Below are 16,586 nucleotides of genomic sequence, written 5' to 3'. Positions count from 1 at the left end.
CCGGACGAGTCAATGAAGGAACCAGTGGGCTGAGTCAAACTGAAGGCTTTAGGTCAGATGTAAATAATACCATTGCGGCTGCGGGTATTAGTTTGGGCTTGGGCGGAACGCGTGCCTTAACCAATCAAATTGGACGTACCTTTGGTTTGAGTGGTTTAGCTCTTGATGCGCAAGGCACTGGGGATGATACACAGGTCAGTTTAACTGGCTATATCACACCAGATTTATTTATTCGTTATGGTGTAGGCGTATTTACACCAGTGAATAAATTAACACTGCGTTATCAAATCAATAAGCGCTTGTACTTAGAAGCCAGTCAATCATTGGAGCGCGCAGTCGATGTGTTCTATAACTGGCGCTTCTAGTTTTAGAAAAAGATAAATATCTTTAAGTTATTATTATTTATATTAATTTACGGGTATTTATCTATTTTTATTTTTGCTGTGTAGACTATATGTAGACCGTTGAGTGATTTTAGACTTAAAATGCAAGTGTCGAATTCTCATGAAAGCCTAAAATGAAACTCAACAAATCTAATGTTGATGCTATTGCATTGACTGAAAAAGGGCAAGCCATCTATCGAGATTCTGATTTGATCGGGTTTGCTGTTCGCTCAACAACAAAAAGTAAATCTTATATTATCGAGCGTCGTCACGCAGGAAAGCTTTTTAGAGTAACCCTAAGCAAGACCAATGAGATAACAGCTGCAGAAGCAAGAAAAAAGGCACAAGCTATTTTGGCGGATATTGCCAACGGAATATATGAAAAAAAGAAAGATGCGCTCAATGGTGAAATGACATTTAGTCAAGCGTTCGATCTATACCTAAACCAAAGAAAACTAAAGCCACTTTCAGTCACCACCTACAATCACTGTATTAATACTTTCCTGTCTGACTGGAAGGAGAAGCCTATTTTTGAAATTGGCAAAAAGGACGTGTTTGATCGATTCATAAAGTTAACTGAATATAGTCCTTCTCAGGCAAATCTAACCTTAAAGATGTTTGGATCTATCTGGAGGTTTGCACAGGTGCATTGCTCCACTGATGACAATCCAATCCTCAAGCATAATCCAATTGATGTAATACCAGCCAAGCGCGGCTGGAATAAAACCAAGTCGCGCACACGTCATTTGGATGAGAGCAATATCCATGTTTTCTATAACGCGGTATTGAACTATTTTACTGAACGCTCTTTATATGATGATGCATCAAAGAATGCAGTAAGAGATTTAGTTCTATTCATTATGTACACCGGATGCCGCAGAAATGAAGCCCAAACATTAAAATGGGAAAATGTAGATATCGAGAAAGGATTATTTGTATTTAAAGATCCCAAAAATGGTGATGATCATTTACTACCGATGGGCGACCATTTATTTGAAATCATTAAGCAGCGTTACGAACTTATAAGAAATGAATATGTCTTTCCGGGCTCCAACATAGCATCTAAAGCCAAGCACATTTCAGGTGCTCAAGGCCTACTAAAAACAATTGCTGAACAAACAGGAATTCACATTTCACTTCATGATTTAAGACGAACTTTTGCGACTATTTGCAATAATCTGGACTATGGGCCATACACCATAAAGAGACTACTAAACCATAGGTCTGGTGCTAAAAATGATGTGACTGGTGGGTATGTGCAGGTGTCATTGAAAAAATTACGGCTTGCAATGAATGACATTGAAGCCGTGTATCAGGGTAGGCTCAACTGCTTCGATTAGCAGGCAAGTTGGGCTGTATGCATTACTGTGTTTCGTTCTTGATAAGCCAGAACATCTAACTTCTTATAAGTCACACAACGACCAACTTTTGTATAGGGTATTCCTCCACCTACACAGCGTAAGCGCTGCAAGGTGTGGATGGAGCAAGAGAGGTAAATAGCCACATCCTCTTGCGGGAATAACTGTTGATCTGATGCAGAAAGGAAGCGATTTAAACGTAAATCTTTATCTTTCTGCGACATCTCATTAAGCTTAATTTTCATAACCCCTCCAAATCCAATTTCATAAAACAGATCCAATGCGTATTTGCACGTTTTCCGCTTGGATGGCCAAATACTGGTTTCTGATCCGTTAATGCTAAAACTTCACTGACTTTAATTTGCGTTTCATTCCACTTGAAAATTAAAACCCCACCGGTGGCCAACACACGAAAGCACTCTGAAAAACCTTTGCGAATATCTTCACGCCAGTCTTCATTTAATTTCCCATACTTAAGAGCAAGCCAGCTTTGTTTTCCTGCTTTAACTAAATGGGGTGGATCAAACACAACTAAATTAAATTGGTCATCATTGAATGGCATATCTCGAAAATCCATTTCAATGTCTGGTGCCACTTCAAGCGAACGGCCATCACACAAGATATGGCTTTCAGTTCTAATATCACCAAATACGACATTTTGATTTTTATTATCAAAGTGCATCATGCGAGATCCGCAGCAAGGATCAAGAGTTTTTGCGTTCATGAAACTTCCCCCAAACTCAATTCAATCTCAAACGGCAACTTCACGCTTAGATCAGGCACATCATTACGCACGACATAATCATTAAGTGCTTCATATACTAATTCAGTTTCTTGGCTACTCAGTTCGGTACCAGTACCACCAATCATTCGAGCCGCTATAGATTCAAGAAGGTCTTTGGCAAGTTCTAATTTCTTAATATTCATTATTCTTACTCCTGTTCCGAAATCATGGCTTTGTAAACCTCAATAGCAGGGTGGCGATATAAGCGCTCACCCAATGGTGCATTCTCATTAAGGCATTCAGAATTGGCTTTGGTGCCTCTTTGAATCATTTCTTCACTTGGTTCCTTTGGTCTTACAACAAAGCCTTCTGGCACCGTAAGGGATTTAGCTGCCTTCAATTTTTGTTTTAAGACATCACGCTCTTGCATTACTTCATACCCTTGGCCAAGCAGTTCATTAATGCGATCCTCTAAATCCCGAATTATTTTCGTAAGGTTTTGAGCGTGAGCTTTACTATCATCCAGTGCGCATTTCATTAATGCCCAATACTGGAATGCAGGACTATAGTTGCTCAAAGCACTAACTGCTTCACGCGTAGCAGGATGTTGTGTTGTTTTAAGATTTTCTTTAAAAGTTTTAAATTGAGGTTGGAGTTGTTCAATTCTTTTAATATCCATTACGCCACCAATTTCCCATCAACAAACATTACAATTTGGATAGCACCATGAGTGCGCTCATCTACTAATTTTTTAAAATACCCAATAGCTTCGCCTATAGTTTTTTCATCTGCTTGAGCAGGGCGTACAGCCAAGGTCTCGACAGCAATAAGCAATTTACGGATTTCATGCATTTCTATTTTTTGCATCATGCCATCTCAACTTTTAGGATGTATTTCTTGCCACCACTGGTGAATAAAAACTCTGTATTTTTTGACAATAGATACTCGCCGGCTTGGACTAACTTACTTTCATTTAAGCCTGTCTTTAAGCGAAAGCGGCGACGATCGCATTCAAGACAGATATTTGAACGAACAGATCGCTCAGATGTCTGACATGATTTACATGAAGCAACCGGTGTATAGCTTTTTAAGCCATGTTTTTCGGCACGTGTACGTAATACATGGTTTTGGTGGCTATTCGGCTTCTCTGTATTTTTCGCTACGGTGTCAGCATCAAAATAATTGAATTCAGCCTTATTTGTATTTTCAGCTGACTTGATCTCACCACCATTTTGAAGAAACTGCTCAATATCACTTGAGTAGTCTGCTTTGATTTTATGATTCAACATAACGTCACCTTCAATCCAACTAGTGGGCTAACCAGATGCAGCTGATATTCTTCATAAAGCGCCTGACATGCGGTATTACCACTTAAGTCAGCACTCAAAAACACGTAGGACAAAGCTTTACGTGTGCCTTTACCACTAAAAGTCATACTTCCATCTACGAGCACTTTTTTAAAATAGCCGAGCATTTCGAGCCACAAGCTAAAACCTGCTTTGTGCTTTTGCTTAATACGAAAGATCATCTGTTCCTCCATGAATTCACGAAGTCTTTAATGCATTCTTCAATACCGAACAGGTCAATATTCCTGTACGTCTTTTCCCGACCGTTGTGCTGAATTAACAGCACTCGGGTCATTGATGAGTAGGAGTAGCTCATGCAATTGCTCTCCCTTGGCCTTGGGTAATATTGATGATATGGGCTTTAACATCGTTAAATTTTGAAGCTTCAATTACCATCAGGCTCTCTATTCCTTGATCTTCACAGAAGGTCATAACATCGAGATTTGCTTGAACAAGTAACTCTTGCAGTTCATCACGCTGCGTATCGGTAATACCAAAAAATTCAGCAGGATTAATCCATCGACTGGAATTCATATCAAATGTGAAACCTAACTCTTTGGCTTTTTTAAGCATGATCTGACGCATAGACTGATAATAAGTATGAGTCTTATCTAATGACTCTGTGAGCTGGCTTAAATCACCCGCATGTTGAATCTCAGAACAGCTTTGTTCCCAATTCTGTAAGTCTTCCTGAGCCTTCATTGTTGCTAACTGGTCAGGTGTAAGGGTATTGATATGGTCTTTAGCTTGCTTGATTAGATCAGCTAAGAATGTCGGGTTGGTTTTAAGATCTGGCACCCAAACTTCACCACTATCACCCCCTAATCCACCGGCATTTTTTGCATGATGGGTAGGGCAAGGTCTAAAACTAATGAGACGAGCATTTTTACCTTCACCAGTCGTTACTGTGGTTAAGTAACCCATAATGTCGGCAATTCGATAAAGCTCATTACGATTTTTACCACCAAGATCAGGGCGATAAACAATTTGATCACCGCTTTGGTCTTCCGATGCATGAGCAATGAAAACAACATCTTTGCCGGAAGCAATCAAGCTATTCACGTATTGTTTAAAGATATTGTTGGCCAAGCCCTGAGCCTTTAATTTGAGTGAGCCATCTTTCTGCTTGTTGGTAGCGTTCAGCATAAGATGAGTCTTGATGCTTTCAAGCATTGCGCCAACGGTATCGATTACGATGGTGTTATACGGCTCAAGATCACTTGCCGTTAAATTGGCGACATCGGCCCATTGTTTAGCTTGAACCACAGCGCCGCGACGAAGCTCACCGGTACGATGTGAACCTTTATCAAAGTCGAATGAAATTGCTTTGTCGCCAGTAAAGCCGATGGATGTTTTACCTAAGCCCGGATCTGCATATAGGTAAACGATAATTGCTTGAACCAATAACGGTTGGTCAGCCGGAATGATGTTTAAAGCCATGATATTTCCCCTTAGTTCCAGCCACGTGTGTTAGACCAACCATGCGAGCCTTTGGCACGGTTAAATGCTTTGCGCTCATACGATGGAATGTGTGAGCTTTGTAGACCAATGGCCAAGGCTTTGCGACGTTGAAAAGCACGTTCACGGTCAAAGTTCTGACGTATCCAAGGTTTAGCAACTTGTTCTTCTAGCGTTACTTTTTCGAGTTCACCTGTTTGGCGATTTTCAGCAAAAATATCTTTGCCTTGCTCAACATAAGTAGTGTGGCCAAGGCGCATAGACATGCAGTTTTTCTCATAGCCATCAAGATATTCAGCAAACTTTTGAGTAGGAGTCGTCATTAGCGAGTTCCTCCATTTACAGGTTGGAACTGCAGCTGATGTTTAACAGCCATTGCTTGTTGATGATCTACGTCATCTGCACAGCTACGAACGGTAAGTACTGTCGATGTGATGGTGATGAGAACCAAGCTGATTGCTGTAACTTCTTTTAAAACCGCAGCTGCCTTCGCTTTAAAGGTTGGGCGCATTTCTTCAGCTTTGGGATGCTGATACAGAACAGAAGTCGTTTGACTTTTGTTAGTGTCAAACTCAGGCGTTTGACTATGTGATGGGATTTGATTCATAATTACCTCATAAGCTTTCGTGTTTATAACTAGCCCTGATTGCCGTAGTAAGTTGTCAGGGCTTTTTAATGTCTACGAGGTAAATATCGCATTTCCGATATTATTAGTCAATAGGAAACCGATATAAATATAGAAAAACCGATATTATTTTATTTTTATGTTTTAATAGGCAAAAGAAAACCCATCACAGGGATGGGTTGGAAGTTGAAAACTAAGAGTCATTTTTTCTTATTGTAGAAAACCACTAGTAAGATAAAAACTATGATTAATATAACAACAATTACATATCTTTCCATGCTGGTTTCCGATAAACCTTATGCTGATATGAGTCTACCACTTAATCTATAAAACCTTGTGATTGAAATTTGATCTAAAATTTAAATCAGATGAAAGGGTGGTATCTTTCTTATATTCGCTACATCGTGTGCTTCTGTCTTGGACTTGAAATTTATTTGAAGTAAAAGAAAACCCATCACAGGGATTGGCTGGTCTTCAGAAAAATATATTTAGCATTTAATCTCAAATCTATTCTTATAGTAATCTAAAGCTGATTTTAGCTCAGCCAGCAACTTACCTTGTGTGTATGAATGTGGCTCTAGCTGCAACAAGGCGGGCATATACTCATTCTTATATTCAGCAGGGTAGTCTTTGCATAGAATTTGCGTACGAGCCTCTTGTGAGGTCTCAGGATTGTCCAGTTGGTCTAGGAACTCGCCAATCTTTTTATCTGATTGCTCAAACTTAGTAGCAACAGCGGTATTGTGCGGTTCAGATGCTGATTGTTTGTTACAGCCAGTAAGGATGATAAGAAGCAGGGTCGTGATTAGAATTTTAGTTTTCATTGTATGGCTTTATTTTGATTATTGGTGAGTGAATTATAAAGGGAAATTTACAAAAGAAAACCCATCGCTGGGATGGGTTGGTGAATTGCTGAATTTTAAACAATATTCAAGCTTAATTGTTTAGTGGGTATATCCACAGGTTTAATAGAATCACAATAAATCATTACTTCTGAACCCTTCATTTTGTAATAAGCACTATAATTTAAAGAATAGTCATCTTGTTTATACCCATCATATATATCTTTAATTTCAGGGCAATTATCGTAAGAAACGATCCATTTTGTTTTAACTATATCTAAGGCTTTACGAATTTGAACATGATCACTATGTTTGTAAAAGTTTCGATAAAGTCCTTGTCCCTTAACATAGTAAGGTGGATCCAGATAGATGAGAGAATCTTGAGGAAGTATTTGATCAACTCTTTTCAATAATTCAGAAGCATCTTCATTGTACACATGAATTCGGTCGCGATACTCTCCAATTTTTTCAATACGTTTCATTAAATTTTCTTTGTTAAATCTGGCATCTAAAGTATATTCTCCAGATTGACCTTTCCCTCCAATTACCCCACCTTTCAAAATGCCGGAACGGTTGGTTCTATTGAGAAAGAAAGTAGCAAAACCATGTTCAAGAGAAGTATGCTGTTTAGGATTTTCAAGTACTTTTTTTTGTTTATACCACTCATCAATAGTTACATCTGTACTGTAAATCTTTTTTAAAAAGCACTCAGTTTCTTGAGTTACGCTCTTCCAAAAGTTAAAGATAGCCTCATCAAAATCATTGATATGAATATTTTTACAATTACCGCTAAATAATAAATCTAACGCCACGCCAGCACCTCCCGCATATGGTTCAAGGTAGTCACCCATTAGGTGATTTGCTCCCATTAGGTCTTTGACAAACGGAGCAAACTTACCTTTTCCACCTGGATATCGGAGAGGAGTTAAGAATGAGGACACGTACTTTCCTTAAAATTCGTTTTGGGTTACAAAAGAAATACTTCGTTTAAAGTCTGATATGAAACTCTCCACATGGAGGTCGTTCTCATTGCACCAAAGCTCAATGATTTTAGCATTTTCGATGAAACTTTTATGTAAATTAAACCAGTATTTCATTTGTTCTCTAGGTTTTTTAAATTGTTTGTTTTTGGAATCGGTGCTTGGAAGTACTAATACTGAATTATAAATGTAATCATAATCATAAGAACCATTATCAATTTTTAGAATTCTCTCCCAGAAAAGATCGTTCTCATCATAATGAGTTATTTTTTCATTTAGAAAATTAAAAATAATTTTTTCAGGATTTCGATCGGTAGAAGGAGTGGAAGAAGTAAATTTCACCCCACCCGGTAAGGGACAGAATTGGTGGTTATCCTCTACAATTTTACGATTTATCTCTTCAGATAAGATGTCATTATCTGGAATAATTATTACTTTTTTAAAATATTCATCTGCCATAAATAAATTAATTAGTGCAGTGCAACTTACTCTCAATGGTATAATTTTTAAATTCACACCAAATGTTTTAAAATAGTCATTAATATTTTTAAACAAAAAAATCTTTGCAAGAAAAAAAGCACCTTCCTCATCTTCTAAATAAATTTTCAATTCAGGGGGAGGGGTAATGGAAGGAGAAATATTACTTTGAGAAAATTGATTATTCTTAATCCATAAATATGATGGGTTAGGAGTAATTTTAGGTGCAGGTGTATTATGTAAATAAATAACCTTATCCAAAATCTCACCATGAATTTTTTGTTTTTCAGGTATATTAAGTATGTTTTTAAAAATAGTTAGAGAATGAGTAGTAAAAACTACCTGAATATTTAATTTTCTAGCCTCCTTTTTTAATAAATCGATAAGTTTTAATTGTGCTACATGGTGAAGTCCTGCATCTAATTCATCTATGATTAAAATTCCTCCAGGATATTCTAGCCCCATTTCTCTCTGAACTTTTTTAAATGATGCTAAAGCAGTAAAAATACTACTCAAAGAATCTTGACCAAGTGAAATTGATAAGGTGTTATGTTTTAACGTTGGAAGTTTGGATCTTTTCTTTGAACCTTTAAAATCATGATCGATAATAGGATCAGTTAAGGCACCTATATCAAAACTGACTACACTTTTAAAAAGTTGAAAGATATAGTCTTTATCTCCAGATTCAAAATTTTTGTGTTTAGTTTTTTTAACTCTATCTTTTTCATACTCTCCAATAGGAGTCATTCTACTCATACCTAAATAGATCGTAGGAATAGGTACTTTGGCAGAATCACCAATATTCAACTGCACACCTAAATCTTTATCTAAACTTCGTGGTACTATTTTAAGTCTGGTGGTTATTATTCCATCTGGAGAAGTTTCTGAGTGCCTTGATACACTACATTTTTTAGTAAATAAATTTTCCTCACATGTATAAGTTATATCTATGTAAGCTTTTTCCTCAATTGCTTCTTTATAATCATCAACTTCATCAAGATGAAATAGCTCTTGAAAGTTTGATTGAAAAACACTATCGAAGTAACTTTTGTATGTGGCCGATCTTATCCCACTACAGTTTGCAATCAAGCCTAAGATAGTAGATTTTCCTATACCATTTAATCCGCCAATTACTGTAATACGCTCAGAAAATTCAATTTCAATTGCCTTTAATTTACGAAATTTATTTGCACCGAACTTAATCGATCTAAGCTTAATATTCATTTTTCCCCACTACACAAATAATAAAAAATTTTCCTACAACTCAATAATTTTACAATGAATCGGTATTCGTTTAGTAAAATATATTTCGCTTTAATGTTTGGATATTAATAGAAATCCAAGCTATTAATTATTATCCCCAATACAATCTAATAACTTTTCCAACCAATTTTTAGTCAATCAAAGCCGCGTCGGGTTCGCATTTTTAATCACCAACTCTCTATTGATGATATTTGCCAAACCCAGCCTAAAACTCAAATTTCTGATCCGCAAACTCTTGGGCGTTGAGCTGCATCTCAGGAAATTCAGCTGAGCTATCTGAAACAATACGAACATCACTTAAATAAACTCAAGCCGTCTCACGTTTGTAGTATTTAAAAATCCTTGCTGATTACATAATTCTATTCTTGAAATAAAATCGAGAGGCATGGTTAGTCTTTCAAAGGTTATGGTCTCGAAGTGAATCCAAATAGCAGCATCTTGACTCTCGAAGCTAATGCTTACAAGCTTGACCAGATCATAAGGATCACCGTCATGGAGCAGGACGATATTGTAGAAATGGTTTGTACGCACATAAGAGATAAGCATTTCATGAATAGCAGTTTGCTCTTCACTGCTTAGCTCATTGTATTTACTTAGCTCAAGGTGATTGGAGCCTGTACCGTATTTTTTACTCATGAATCATTCTCATTATGTGATTAAGCCGCATATAACGGTTTCTGCTTGCTTTAGCCGCTTCTTAATCCGAATACTTTTCTAAAAATTCATCTATCCATCCTTGTGCCACTTCAAGATTGGTTATGTCAGTCAGCTTTAGATTAGTGCCTTCTGCCTCGTTAAAGCCCTCAATAATGGCTTCAAAGATATTTGCTTCACTAATGGCCTCGCGTGCCATTTCCGCAGCGTCATAGCTTTGCTTGGCTTTTTTAAGCGCAACTATTTGCTTATCAATTCCTGCACTAATTTTACCTAATGCCAATTTAAATTCTTGACGATTAATCGTTAGAGCAGTTTTGGATTTATTAAGTATTGCGATCATTACGTTCTCTTTTCTTTAAGAAATTTTAATTAACCAACTCTATAAAATTGACGACCCATCACTTTAAAGTTCTTTCCATTTTCTTCTTCGTGTCGGGTTCGCAGTTTAACTTTTACGAACTCTTCTTTTTGACCGGTACACATAGCGCACACAGTCAACAACCTCACCCACAAAAATACAATCCTCATCCAATGGGATGATATTTGGCTTAAATTCAGGGTTAAGCGCTTGAAGGTATTTAGCGCCATCGGTCTCTATGACCAATTTTTTAAATGTTGCATCTTCAAATTTACGAACAACAATCAAGTCGCTAGAGCGCATATCGCTAAATTGCACCAGCGGATCGACAAGGATGTAATCACCTTCATGGAAGTCAGGATAATTACTTAGGCCTTGAACCTTTAAATAAAAACATTTTTCACAATCACCATCTGGTAAAGGCAGCCATTGCTCGACCTGCGACATATCAACCGATTCAACATTTGTGAATATGCCTGCCTGCACCCACGAAAGTACCGGAGCCATACGCGGAGAAATAGGGACAGCATTTGTCAAAGCGCCTTCATCAAATGCACCTCTCTTTAATTCCTCAGCAGTTACGCCTAAAGCATTTGCAATCTCCAATATTGAGCCGGTGGACTTCGCATTGCCTGTTTCAAGGTCGGAAATAACCGACTGCTTGACGCCAGATTTTAGAGCCAATTCCTTCTGAGTTACCTTTTTAGCTCTGCGTATTTTTTTTAAGTTTTCGCCCAAAGTACTCATAAATCTATCTCAACTATCACTATCGGAATTCTGATACATATTTCAATCGGTTTGGCTATTGTATAAATATCGGAAAACCTATATATTTATACAAAATATAGGAGGTTTTAATGAATCAATGGCAGATCATGATCACTGATTTAAAAAATCAAGGATTAACACAAACCCAAATCGCCGCTGAAGTTAAGTGCTCACAAAACTATGTAAGCAACTTGGAGAACGGGTTATGCGGAAAGCGCCTTGGATACGACAAAGGTAAAAATCTTGAAAAATTGTGGGCAGAGCATTGCTCTCCACAGCAAATTGCATAGGTGAATTTATGAGTCTTGAAAAGAAATCTACGCATGTTCGTTTGTCTCCTGAAATCCATGAGCGAGCAAAAACACTCGCAATGCTTAAGGGTAAAGATGTTGCCTCTTACTTGGCTTTCCTTATTGAGAAAGAAATCGTTGGTGAGTGGCATGTCCTTAATTTACAAGCAAAATCATTTGAGCGCTTGGGATTAACAGGGTTGATAAGGGATCTTAGTACTGAGGTTTGGGATTCAGAGGGATTGGAAGGAATTAGCGGAAATTCAGGCAAAGAAAAAGCCTGACGGTCTAGGTCAGGCTTTTTAGTTATTCACAAATATTAGGAACCCATGAATGAAATCAAATTTAGCACAAAAACAGTCAAATGCTCAAGAGGTGCAAGCATGAAATCAAAACTTGCTCAATTACTTGAGATTAAACGCGCTGAATACCGAAAATCATTGCAGCAAAATTCTTTACCAGTTGACTCTTATGCGGCATCGGTAAAAGTGGATTTTGTTGCGGTGCTGGATAGACATTTTCACAAAATGGGGGATGCAGCATGAATACGAGCATTCCTATGATCAAATTGATTGAAGCTATGAATGATCAACCAATCGCATTTAACAAGCATTACGTGTTCATTGGGTGCGGAATTACTGGCGCACTCATGCTCTCTCAGTTGGTGTACTGGACATCACGAACCAAGAGCAATGATGGGTTGATTTATAAAACCCAACACGATTGGACGCTAGAAACTGGACTGACCAGAACAGAGCAAGAAACTGCTCGAAAAAGACTCAAAGAGCTTGGTTTTTTGACTGAAATTAAAAAGGGCGTGCCTTGTAAAATTTACTTCAAGGTTGAGCGCGAAAAGCTTTATAAAGCATTGATCGAATACTCTGAAACCCTTGATTCTTCACAGTATGCGGAAAACCTGCAATCTAGTATGCAGGAAACCTACCAACTAGGCTGCGGAAAACCTGCAAGCAGTGCTGCGGGAAACCTGCAATCTATTACAGAGAATACAACAGAGAATACAACAGATATTAATTTAGGCGCATCCGCACCCGAGCAACCTAAAAAATTCTCTGCTAAAAAATTCATGATGGAAAACGGTATATCTGAAAAAACAGCTCAAGAATTTATTGATCTGAAAAACAAGAAACGTAAAACCATTACTGATCGTTCTCTGAAAATCATCTTCAACCAAGCGATTGAAGCTCAACTTTCAAATGAGCGCGTATTTCAAATTATTGTTCTGCGTGGATGGGAATCTTTTAAAGCTGCATGGAACTGGGCAGAGACCAATGCTGAGATCGAGCAGTTAGAAAATCCTAAACAAGCTCTCACTCCAACTGAGTACAAACCTGCGAAGGAGTTGTGGTAATGCAGACCAAGATTCACAACATTGCATTCGAAAAATCAGTTCTTGCAGCTTTGATGACTTTCTCGGGTTCTTTCGAAACCGTTTCAGGTTCGATTTCAGAGCGTACTTTCCATGCTGAGCGGCATAAGTACATCTTCAACGCAATACGCACCTTGGCGGAGCAGGGAAAGCCATACACAGGTGGTTTTATTGATGGTTATCTTTCAAATGATTTAGAAACGTTCAATTCAATGGGTGGCGAACAATATCTCATGGATATTTACGCCAATTCATTCAGCGATGCTCAAAACCTTGAATTCTATGTTTCAGAGCTAAACCGTATCTCTGACCATCGCCAAGTTGAAACCATTGGTCAGCGCATGCTTGAGGTTGCAAATGACTTAAATGTTTCAGATGTGTTCAATGAAGCAGAGGCATTGCTTGCCAAACAAGGTGTTAATCAAGAAAAGAAAAAGACTACATTCACCACTGATGAAGCGGTAGACGATTTAATCAAAATCATGATTGAAAAATCTCAGCGCAACTACGAAAGCGAAAGCTGTCACGGTGTTCGTTTTGGTATCAAATCTCTTGATGATTACATTGGGTCAATTGAGCCTAATCACTTTTGCGTGATTGCAGGTCGTGAGGGTTCTGGTAAATCAACTTTGGCCCAATGCCTCGCCATCACCAATACCATTCGTTATAAAAAATCAGGACTCTTTATTTCGGCTGAAATGGATAAAGAAACTCTGGTGAGTCGCTTAATCAGCGCTTACGGCTCAATTCCTTTTGAAAATATTCATCGCGGAATCATGTATGACGGTTTTATGCCGGACTTTACTGCTGCCAGTGAAATTATCCGACGTTTGCCAATCATTATTGAAGAAAAACAGATGCCGACGATCAGTGAGATCCGCACATACATTCGCAAAGCAAAACGTAAATTTCCTGATCTTGGTTTTGTGGTGGTGGACTACTTAGGGTTGGTTAAAGATCCGCGCCATAAAGACCGATTACAAGAAGTGGCTTCAATTTCTCGTGAACTCAAGTCTATGGCCAAAGAGTTTGGTGTGCCGATGATTGTATTGGCTCAGTTGAATCGTGAAAACGTGAAGACCGGACGTAAGCCAAGAGCTTCAGATTTAAAAGAGTCTGGCCAGATTGAACAAGACGCAGATCAAATCATCCTTGTACATCCTGAGCTTGTTGATAACAGCGAAGAACCATTAGGAACTTCGGAATTAATTATTGCTAAAAATCGTCATGGTAAAAAAGGCTCAACTCGCGTTATGAATCGCCTTGAAGTCTGCCGTTTCGTTGGAATAGAACAAGGTTTAGGGGGTGGGGTGTGAAGGATCAAAACAATAATAAAACCATGGATTGGTGCCGATCTAATCACTCAGTCAAGCATGGCGAGCGAATGATTCTTGTATTGAAAAACATTATCAGCAAGCGTGGCCGAGCAAGCATGAAAGATGTTCAGGGATGGATCGGCATTAGCAGTTCTGCCACTGGAACCCTTGTACGTCAATTGATTACTGAAGGATATTTAGAAACCAATAGTAAGAGACCTGTAAGTCTTAAAGCTACCGAAAAAGCAAAACAACTATTTGGGGTAAGTCATGAAAACAATTGAAATTGGCAATCCTAAAGAAGTTGAAATGCTGCTTAAAGATGGGGATTTCTTAAGTATGACTTTAGCTGAGCTTCAGCGAGAACATACAGAGTTAATCGCATTTAACACCGTGATTGATCGGGAGCGTAACACTTATAGCAAACAAGCAAAGCAATATAAAGAGCGCAATGAGTTAGCAAGTAGCCTTGTTTGTGAGTATTTCATGTTCAACAAAAATGATCCTGAATTAACTCTTAAAGCAATGCAGCGAGCCTTGATTGGAACTGATAACTAATGACCAGCATCTCGATTGCTGAATATAAAAAACTTTATGGTAATAGTCGAAAGAACGTTACTAAATCAAATCGTAAGCGCCGTAGCACGAAAATTGAGAGTGTCGGTGAGTCTGAGTTAGTCATACAGCTTAAGGCGCTCAAAATCGAATTTGAGCAAGAATTTAAGTTTCATCCAAAGCGGAAATGGAGAGCCGACTTCCACCTGGTAGAAAAAATGATTTTGGTTGAAGTGGAAGGTGGGATTTGGAGTGGAGGGAGGCATACGAGGGGCAAGGGGTATTTGGGGGATATGGAAAAATACAATGCAGCAACGGTGATGGGTTACCGGGTAATACGATTTAGTACAGAACAAGTGATATCAGGTTTAGCGATTCAGCAGATTGAAGGGGTGATTAAGGGATGAGTGGCAAGGTTATTTATGAGGTTGGCACCTTTGATAAGTATGAAGAAGGCTTCCATGCATTCTTTCGCTGTTTGAGTAAGGAGAGGGCATTATTTGTCCTTAATATTGCTAAAGAGATTAAAAGCAAAACTCCCGAATATATCCACACCCAAACTGATGATGAGTTTTCTTGGACAGTAAAACTATGTGAGCAATTGAATAAAGAATTTTTTGAAAGAACTGGCAAGAAGTTCGATATCACCATGTATGAAGGTGATTTTTACACAATAGAAATGCGCGAAGTGCAATTAGATAATTAGGGGATTGGGATGAATGCAATGATGAAGGTACAACATATTATGCAGGCGGTTGATTGGTCTAAATTCAGTTTTGAAGACTGGTCGCGTCAGCTTGGGGCTTGGATTAATGGGGATAACGAAACAATGACTCGCATTGTAAAGACAATGCCGACCAAGCGTATCACTCAAAAGCAGCGTGAAGAACTCATGGCGATGTATATGGGGGATGATGAGCTTGTGGATCGCTTATGCATTAAACGCCAGGGTACGTGTTGCCAACTTGATAACAATGAAGCGCGTGCAATTCATAAGTTGTTTTTGGATATTCAGTCTATTGATGATGAGATTGTAGAGGAATGGATTAGCGCAATCTGGTCACATTATGTGATGAATAATTCGATTCGTGATATTGCCGCAAGCAGTGACACGTATGTTGCACAAATACAGCAAGACATTAAATGCGGCTTGGCATTTATAAAATCTCGTTATCCTCATTTTACTTTTGATAAATTCACTAAAAAAATATTGGTTGATGAATGTGCTTGACTGTATATACGGGGTATGGCATATTTCTGCTATAGTGGACGAAGTTACAGTAATTCACTATGTGCGGTAGCAACTTGACAATCTGGAAAGACAGATAAAGTGCGTAGGAAGCGCATAGTTTGGAAAAAACAGAAGCTCATCGAAAGATGGGCTTTTTTGTTTCATAAAACAAACATTGAAATAACTATATTTTGATAAGTTTAATTTTTAGCCAGTGTGAACGCATCATGAAAATATTTGCGATTTTGAGTTTGGTTGTAATGGTTGGTTTAACTGCTTGTCAGAAAAGAGATACAGATACAAACAAGCAGGATGGCTCAACATCACCTCATTCAATGGATAAAGATAAATAACTTAAATTTTTTAATGATACAGAGTGCTTAGGCACTCTTTTTGGTAAGTGCTCTTTAATTGGATTGAATTCGATACTTTTAAACTGGTGGAGTTAAGCAATTAAAAAAGAGAACTGGATCATTTTCTATTTTTAATTAGTGAAATATATTGCATTTTCTCTCAATCTATCACACAAATAGTAACTTAAATTAAACATCACTAAACAGAATAATAG

At 38.1% G+C, this 16,586-nt stretch carries 29 protein-coding genes; 13 read left to right on the top strand and 16 right to left on the bottom strand.

Going from position 1 to position 16,586, the window contains the following annotated elements:
* A partial coding sequence (locus SE27_RS14470) for a translocation/assembly module TamB domain-containing protein (protein WP_455549980.1) occupies positions 1-365 on the top strand: 365 nt, incomplete at its 5' end.
* 152 nt (positions 366-517) lie between these two features.
* Positions 518-1,723 (top strand): tyrosine-type recombinase/integrase, encoded by a 1,206-nt coding sequence (locus tag SE27_RS08395; RefSeq protein WP_039622532.1) that lies wholly within the window; start codon positions 518-520, stop codon positions 1,721-1,723.
* Here SE27_RS08395 and SE27_RS08390 read toward each other — a convergent pair.
* The 16 genes from SE27_RS08390 to SE27_RS08315 form a co-directional block, all read right to left on the bottom strand.
* Positions 1,720-1,986 (bottom strand): helix-turn-helix domain-containing protein, encoded by a 267-nt coding sequence (locus SE27_RS08390; protein WP_039622530.1) that lies wholly within the window; start codon positions 1,984-1,986, stop codon positions 1,720-1,722. The two genes, SE27_RS08395 and SE27_RS08390, sit on opposite strands and share 4 nt — an antisense overlap.
* Positions 1,983-2,465 carry a TRM11 family methyltransferase gene (locus SE27_RS08385; protein WP_039622528.1) on the bottom strand — a complete coding sequence of 161 codons (483 nt, stop codon included), beginning with the start codon at positions 2,463-2,465 and terminating at the stop codon, positions 1,983-1,985. Before SE27_RS08385 ends, SE27_RS08390 begins: the two co-directional genes overlap by 4 nt.
* Positions 2,462-2,668, bottom strand: coding sequence for a hypothetical protein (locus SE27_RS08380; protein WP_039622526.1), 207 nt, complete (start codon positions 2,666-2,668; stop codon positions 2,462-2,464). Before SE27_RS08380 ends, SE27_RS08385 begins: the two co-directional genes overlap by 4 nt.
* Before the next feature lie 5 nt (positions 2,669-2,673).
* Positions 2,674-3,144 (bottom strand): hypothetical protein, encoded by a 471-nt coding sequence (locus SE27_RS14145; RefSeq protein WP_227504634.1) that lies wholly within the window; start codon positions 3,142-3,144, stop codon positions 2,674-2,676.
* Positions 3,144-3,335: a hypothetical protein gene (locus SE27_RS08370; protein ID WP_455549979.1), complete on the bottom strand. Its 192-nt coding sequence runs from the start codon at positions 3,333-3,335 to the stop codon at positions 3,144-3,146. Before SE27_RS08370 ends, SE27_RS14145 begins: the two co-directional genes overlap by 1 nt.
* The gene (locus tag SE27_RS08365) at positions 3,332-3,754 is read right to left on the bottom strand and encodes a hypothetical protein (RefSeq protein ID WP_039622524.1); all 423 of its coding nucleotides are present in this window, start codon (positions 3,752-3,754) and stop codon (positions 3,332-3,334) included. The genes SE27_RS08370 and SE27_RS08365 overlap by 4 nt, the downstream gene beginning before the upstream one ends.
* Complete coding sequence (locus SE27_RS08360) at positions 3,748-3,993, bottom strand: hypothetical protein (protein ID WP_039622522.1); 246 nt, start codon at positions 3,991-3,993, stop codon at positions 3,748-3,750. Before SE27_RS08360 ends, SE27_RS08365 begins: the two co-directional genes overlap by 7 nt.
* 130 nt (positions 3,994-4,123) lie before the next feature.
* Complete coding sequence (locus tag SE27_RS08355) at positions 4,124-5,251, bottom strand: ATP-binding protein (protein ID WP_039622520.1); 1,128 nt, start codon at positions 5,249-5,251, stop codon at positions 4,124-4,126.
* A gap of 11 nt (positions 5,252-5,262) precedes the next feature.
* Positions 5,263-5,592 (bottom strand): hypothetical protein, encoded by a 330-nt coding sequence (locus tag SE27_RS08350; protein WP_039622519.1) that lies wholly within the window; start codon positions 5,590-5,592, stop codon positions 5,263-5,265.
* On the bottom strand, positions 5,592-5,876 hold the full coding sequence (locus SE27_RS08345; protein ID WP_039622517.1) for a hypothetical protein: 285 nt from the start codon (positions 5,874-5,876) through the stop codon (positions 5,592-5,594). Before SE27_RS08345 ends, SE27_RS08350 begins: the two co-directional genes overlap by 1 nt.
* Positions 5,877-6,382: 506 nt before the next feature.
* Positions 6,383-6,718, bottom strand: coding sequence for a hypothetical protein (locus tag SE27_RS08340; protein WP_039622516.1), 336 nt, complete (start codon positions 6,716-6,718; stop codon positions 6,383-6,385).
* A 95-nt stretch (positions 6,719-6,813) separates the two neighbouring features.
* Positions 6,814-7,677, bottom strand: coding sequence for a DNA adenine methylase (locus tag SE27_RS08335; protein WP_039622514.1), 864 nt, complete (start codon positions 7,675-7,677; stop codon positions 6,814-6,816).
* Positions 7,678-7,686: 9 nt separating this feature from the next.
* Positions 7,687-9,417, bottom strand: a complete 1,731-nt coding sequence (locus SE27_RS08330) for an AAA family ATPase (RefSeq protein WP_039622512.1) — start codon at positions 9,415-9,417, stop codon at positions 7,687-7,689.
* A gap of 336 nt (positions 9,418-9,753) precedes the next feature.
* On the bottom strand, positions 9,754-10,092 hold the full coding sequence (locus SE27_RS08325; RefSeq protein ID WP_052251720.1) for a hypothetical protein: 339 nt from the start codon (positions 10,090-10,092) through the stop codon (positions 9,754-9,756).
* Positions 10,093-10,153: 61 nt separating this feature from the next.
* Positions 10,154-10,453, bottom strand: coding sequence for a hypothetical protein (locus tag SE27_RS08320; RefSeq protein WP_039622510.1), 300 nt, complete (start codon positions 10,451-10,453; stop codon positions 10,154-10,156).
* A gap of 105 nt (positions 10,454-10,558) precedes the next feature.
* Positions 10,559-11,218, bottom strand: a complete 660-nt coding sequence (locus SE27_RS08315; RefSeq protein ID WP_039622508.1) for a LexA family protein — start codon at positions 11,216-11,218, stop codon at positions 10,559-10,561.
* A 110-nt stretch (positions 11,219-11,328) separates the two neighbouring features.
* Between SE27_RS08315 and SE27_RS08310 the strand changes: the two genes are divergently transcribed.
* From SE27_RS08310 to SE27_RS14185, 11 genes are all read left to right on the top strand, one after another.
* Entirely contained in the window at positions 11,329-11,529 is a 201-nt protein-coding gene (locus SE27_RS08310; protein WP_039622506.1) for a helix-turn-helix domain-containing protein, read from the top strand.
* An 8-nt stretch (positions 11,530-11,537) separates the two neighbouring features.
* Complete coding sequence (locus tag SE27_RS08305; RefSeq protein ID WP_039622504.1) at positions 11,538-11,813, top strand: hypothetical protein; 276 nt, start codon at positions 11,538-11,540, stop codon at positions 11,811-11,813.
* Between the two features lie 45 nt (positions 11,814-11,858).
* Positions 11,859-12,074, top strand: a complete 216-nt coding sequence (locus SE27_RS13840) for a hypothetical protein (RefSeq protein ID WP_148308927.1) — start codon at positions 11,859-11,861, stop codon at positions 12,072-12,074.
* Positions 12,071-12,898: a hypothetical protein gene (locus SE27_RS08300; protein ID WP_039622502.1), complete on the top strand. Its 828-nt coding sequence runs from the start codon at positions 12,071-12,073 to the stop codon at positions 12,896-12,898. The genes SE27_RS13840 and SE27_RS08300 overlap by 4 nt, the downstream gene beginning before the upstream one ends.
* Positions 12,898-14,232, top strand: a complete 1,335-nt coding sequence (locus tag SE27_RS08295; protein WP_039622500.1) for a replicative DNA helicase — start codon at positions 12,898-12,900, stop codon at positions 14,230-14,232. Before SE27_RS08300 ends, SE27_RS08295 begins: the two co-directional genes overlap by 1 nt.
* Entirely contained in the window at positions 14,229-14,516 is a 288-nt protein-coding gene (locus SE27_RS08290; protein ID WP_039622498.1) for a helix-turn-helix domain-containing protein, read from the top strand. Before SE27_RS08295 ends, SE27_RS08290 begins: the two co-directional genes overlap by 4 nt.
* Positions 14,503-14,790, top strand: a complete 288-nt coding sequence (locus SE27_RS08285; RefSeq protein WP_052251719.1) for a hypothetical protein — start codon at positions 14,503-14,505, stop codon at positions 14,788-14,790. The genes SE27_RS08290 and SE27_RS08285 overlap by 14 nt, the downstream gene beginning before the upstream one ends.
* Positions 14,790-15,194, top strand: a complete 405-nt coding sequence (locus SE27_RS08280; protein ID WP_039622496.1) for a PDDEXK family nuclease — start codon at positions 14,790-14,792, stop codon at positions 15,192-15,194. Before SE27_RS08285 ends, SE27_RS08280 begins: the two co-directional genes overlap by 1 nt.
* Complete coding sequence (locus tag SE27_RS08275; protein WP_039622494.1) at positions 15,191-15,493, top strand: hypothetical protein; 303 nt, start codon at positions 15,191-15,193, stop codon at positions 15,491-15,493. Before SE27_RS08280 ends, SE27_RS08275 begins: the two co-directional genes overlap by 4 nt.
* A 9-nt stretch (positions 15,494-15,502) precedes the next feature.
* A complete protein-coding gene (locus SE27_RS08270; protein ID WP_039622493.1) occupies positions 15,503-16,018 on the top strand; it encodes a hypothetical protein in 516 nt (171 codons plus the stop codon).
* A 227-nt stretch (positions 16,019-16,245) separates the two neighbouring features.
* Positions 16,246-16,371 (top strand): hypothetical protein, encoded by a 126-nt coding sequence (locus SE27_RS14185; protein WP_264673629.1) that lies wholly within the window; start codon positions 16,246-16,248, stop codon positions 16,369-16,371.
* The last annotated feature ends 215 nt before the right edge of the window (positions 16,372-16,586 follow it).

It is taken from the genome of Acinetobacter harbinensis (assembly GCF_000816495.1).
Lineage (GTDB): Bacteria > Pseudomonadota > Gammaproteobacteria > Pseudomonadales > Moraxellaceae > Acinetobacter > Acinetobacter harbinensis.
The sequence above is the reverse complement of the archived record's forward strand: the minus strand, read 5'-3'. Positions and strand labels throughout refer to the sequence as shown.

What these genes read in the sequence shown, in the direction of transcription:
- SE27_RS08310 (WP_039622506.1), top strand. Translation starts at nt 11,329, where the DNA reads ATGAATCAATGGCAGATCATGATCACTGATTTAAAAAATCAAGGATTA.
- SE27_RS08280 (WP_039622496.1), top strand. Translation starts at nt 14,790, where the DNA reads ATGACCAGCATCTCGATTGCTGAATATAAAAAACTTTATGGTAATAGT.
- SE27_RS08300 (WP_039622502.1), top strand. Translation starts at nt 12,071, where the DNA reads ATGAATACGAGCATTCCTATGATCAAATTGATTGAAGCTATGAATGAT.
- SE27_RS08285 (WP_052251719.1), top strand. Translation starts at nt 14,503, where the DNA reads ATGAAAACAATTGAAATTGGCAATCCTAAAGAAGTTGAAATGCTGCTT.
- SE27_RS08325 (WP_052251720.1), bottom strand. Translation starts at nt 10,092, where the DNA reads ATGAGTAAAAAATACGGTACAGGCTCCAATCACCTTGAGCTAAGTAAA.
- SE27_RS14185 (WP_264673629.1), top strand. Translation starts at nt 16,246, where the DNA reads ATGAAAATATTTGCGATTTTGAGTTTGGTTGTAATGGTTGGTTTAACT.
- SE27_RS08270 (WP_039622493.1), top strand. Translation starts at nt 15,503, where the DNA reads ATGAATGCAATGATGAAGGTACAACATATTATGCAGGCGGTTGATTGG.
- SE27_RS08390 (WP_039622530.1), bottom strand. Translation starts at nt 1,986, where the DNA reads ATGAAAATTAAGCTTAATGAGATGTCGCAGAAAGATAAAGATTTACGT.
- SE27_RS13840 (WP_148308927.1), top strand. Translation starts at nt 11,859, where the DNA reads ATGAATGAAATCAAATTTAGCACAAAAACAGTCAAATGCTCAAGAGGT.
- SE27_RS14145 (WP_227504634.1), bottom strand. Translation starts at nt 3,144, where the DNA reads ATGGATATTAAAAGAATTGAACAACTCCAACCTCAATTTAAAACTTTT.
- SE27_RS08380 (WP_039622526.1), bottom strand. Translation starts at nt 2,668, where the DNA reads ATGAATATTAAGAAATTAGAACTTGCCAAAGACCTTCTTGAATCTATA.
- SE27_RS08385 (WP_039622528.1), bottom strand. Translation starts at nt 2,465, where the DNA reads ATGAACGCAAAAACTCTTGATCCTTGCTGCGGATCTCGCATGATGCAC.
- SE27_RS08295 (WP_039622500.1), top strand. Translation starts at nt 12,898, where the DNA reads ATGCAGACCAAGATTCACAACATTGCATTCGAAAAATCAGTTCTTGCA.
- SE27_RS08360 (WP_039622522.1), bottom strand. Translation starts at nt 3,993, where the DNA reads ATGATCTTTCGTATTAAGCAAAAGCACAAAGCAGGTTTTAGCTTGTGG.
- SE27_RS08395 (WP_039622532.1), top strand. Translation starts at nt 518, where the DNA reads ATGAAACTCAACAAATCTAATGTTGATGCTATTGCATTGACTGAAAAA.
- SE27_RS08355 (WP_039622520.1), bottom strand. Translation starts at nt 5,251, where the DNA reads ATGGCTTTAAACATCATTCCGGCTGACCAACCGTTATTGGTTCAAGCA.
- SE27_RS08365 (WP_039622524.1), bottom strand. Translation starts at nt 3,754, where the DNA reads ATGTTGAATCATAAAATCAAAGCAGACTACTCAAGTGATATTGAGCAG.
- SE27_RS08350 (WP_039622519.1), bottom strand. Translation starts at nt 5,592, where the DNA reads ATGACGACTCCTACTCAAAAGTTTGCTGAATATCTTGATGGCTATGAG.
- SE27_RS08330 (WP_039622512.1), bottom strand. Translation starts at nt 9,417, where the DNA reads ATGAATATTAAGCTTAGATCGATTAAGTTCGGTGCAAATAAATTTCGT.
- SE27_RS08275 (WP_039622494.1), top strand. Translation starts at nt 15,191, where the DNA reads ATGAGTGGCAAGGTTATTTATGAGGTTGGCACCTTTGATAAGTATGAA.
- SE27_RS08370 (WP_455549979.1), bottom strand. Translation starts at nt 3,335, where the DNA reads ATGATGCAAAAAATAGAAATGCATGAAATCCGTAAATTGCTTATTGCT.
- SE27_RS08340 (WP_039622516.1), bottom strand. Translation starts at nt 6,718, where the DNA reads ATGAAAACTAAAATTCTAATCACGACCCTGCTTCTTATCATCCTTACT.
- SE27_RS08345 (WP_039622517.1), bottom strand. Translation starts at nt 5,876, where the DNA reads ATGAATCAAATCCCATCACATAGTCAAACGCCTGAGTTTGACACTAAC.
- SE27_RS08315 (WP_039622508.1), bottom strand. Translation starts at nt 11,218, where the DNA reads ATGAGTACTTTGGGCGAAAACTTAAAAAAAATACGCAGAGCTAAAAAG.
- SE27_RS08305 (WP_039622504.1), top strand. Translation starts at nt 11,538, where the DNA reads ATGAGTCTTGAAAAGAAATCTACGCATGTTCGTTTGTCTCCTGAAATC.
- SE27_RS08320 (WP_039622510.1), bottom strand. Translation starts at nt 10,453, where the DNA reads ATGATCGCAATACTTAATAAATCCAAAACTGCTCTAACGATTAATCGT.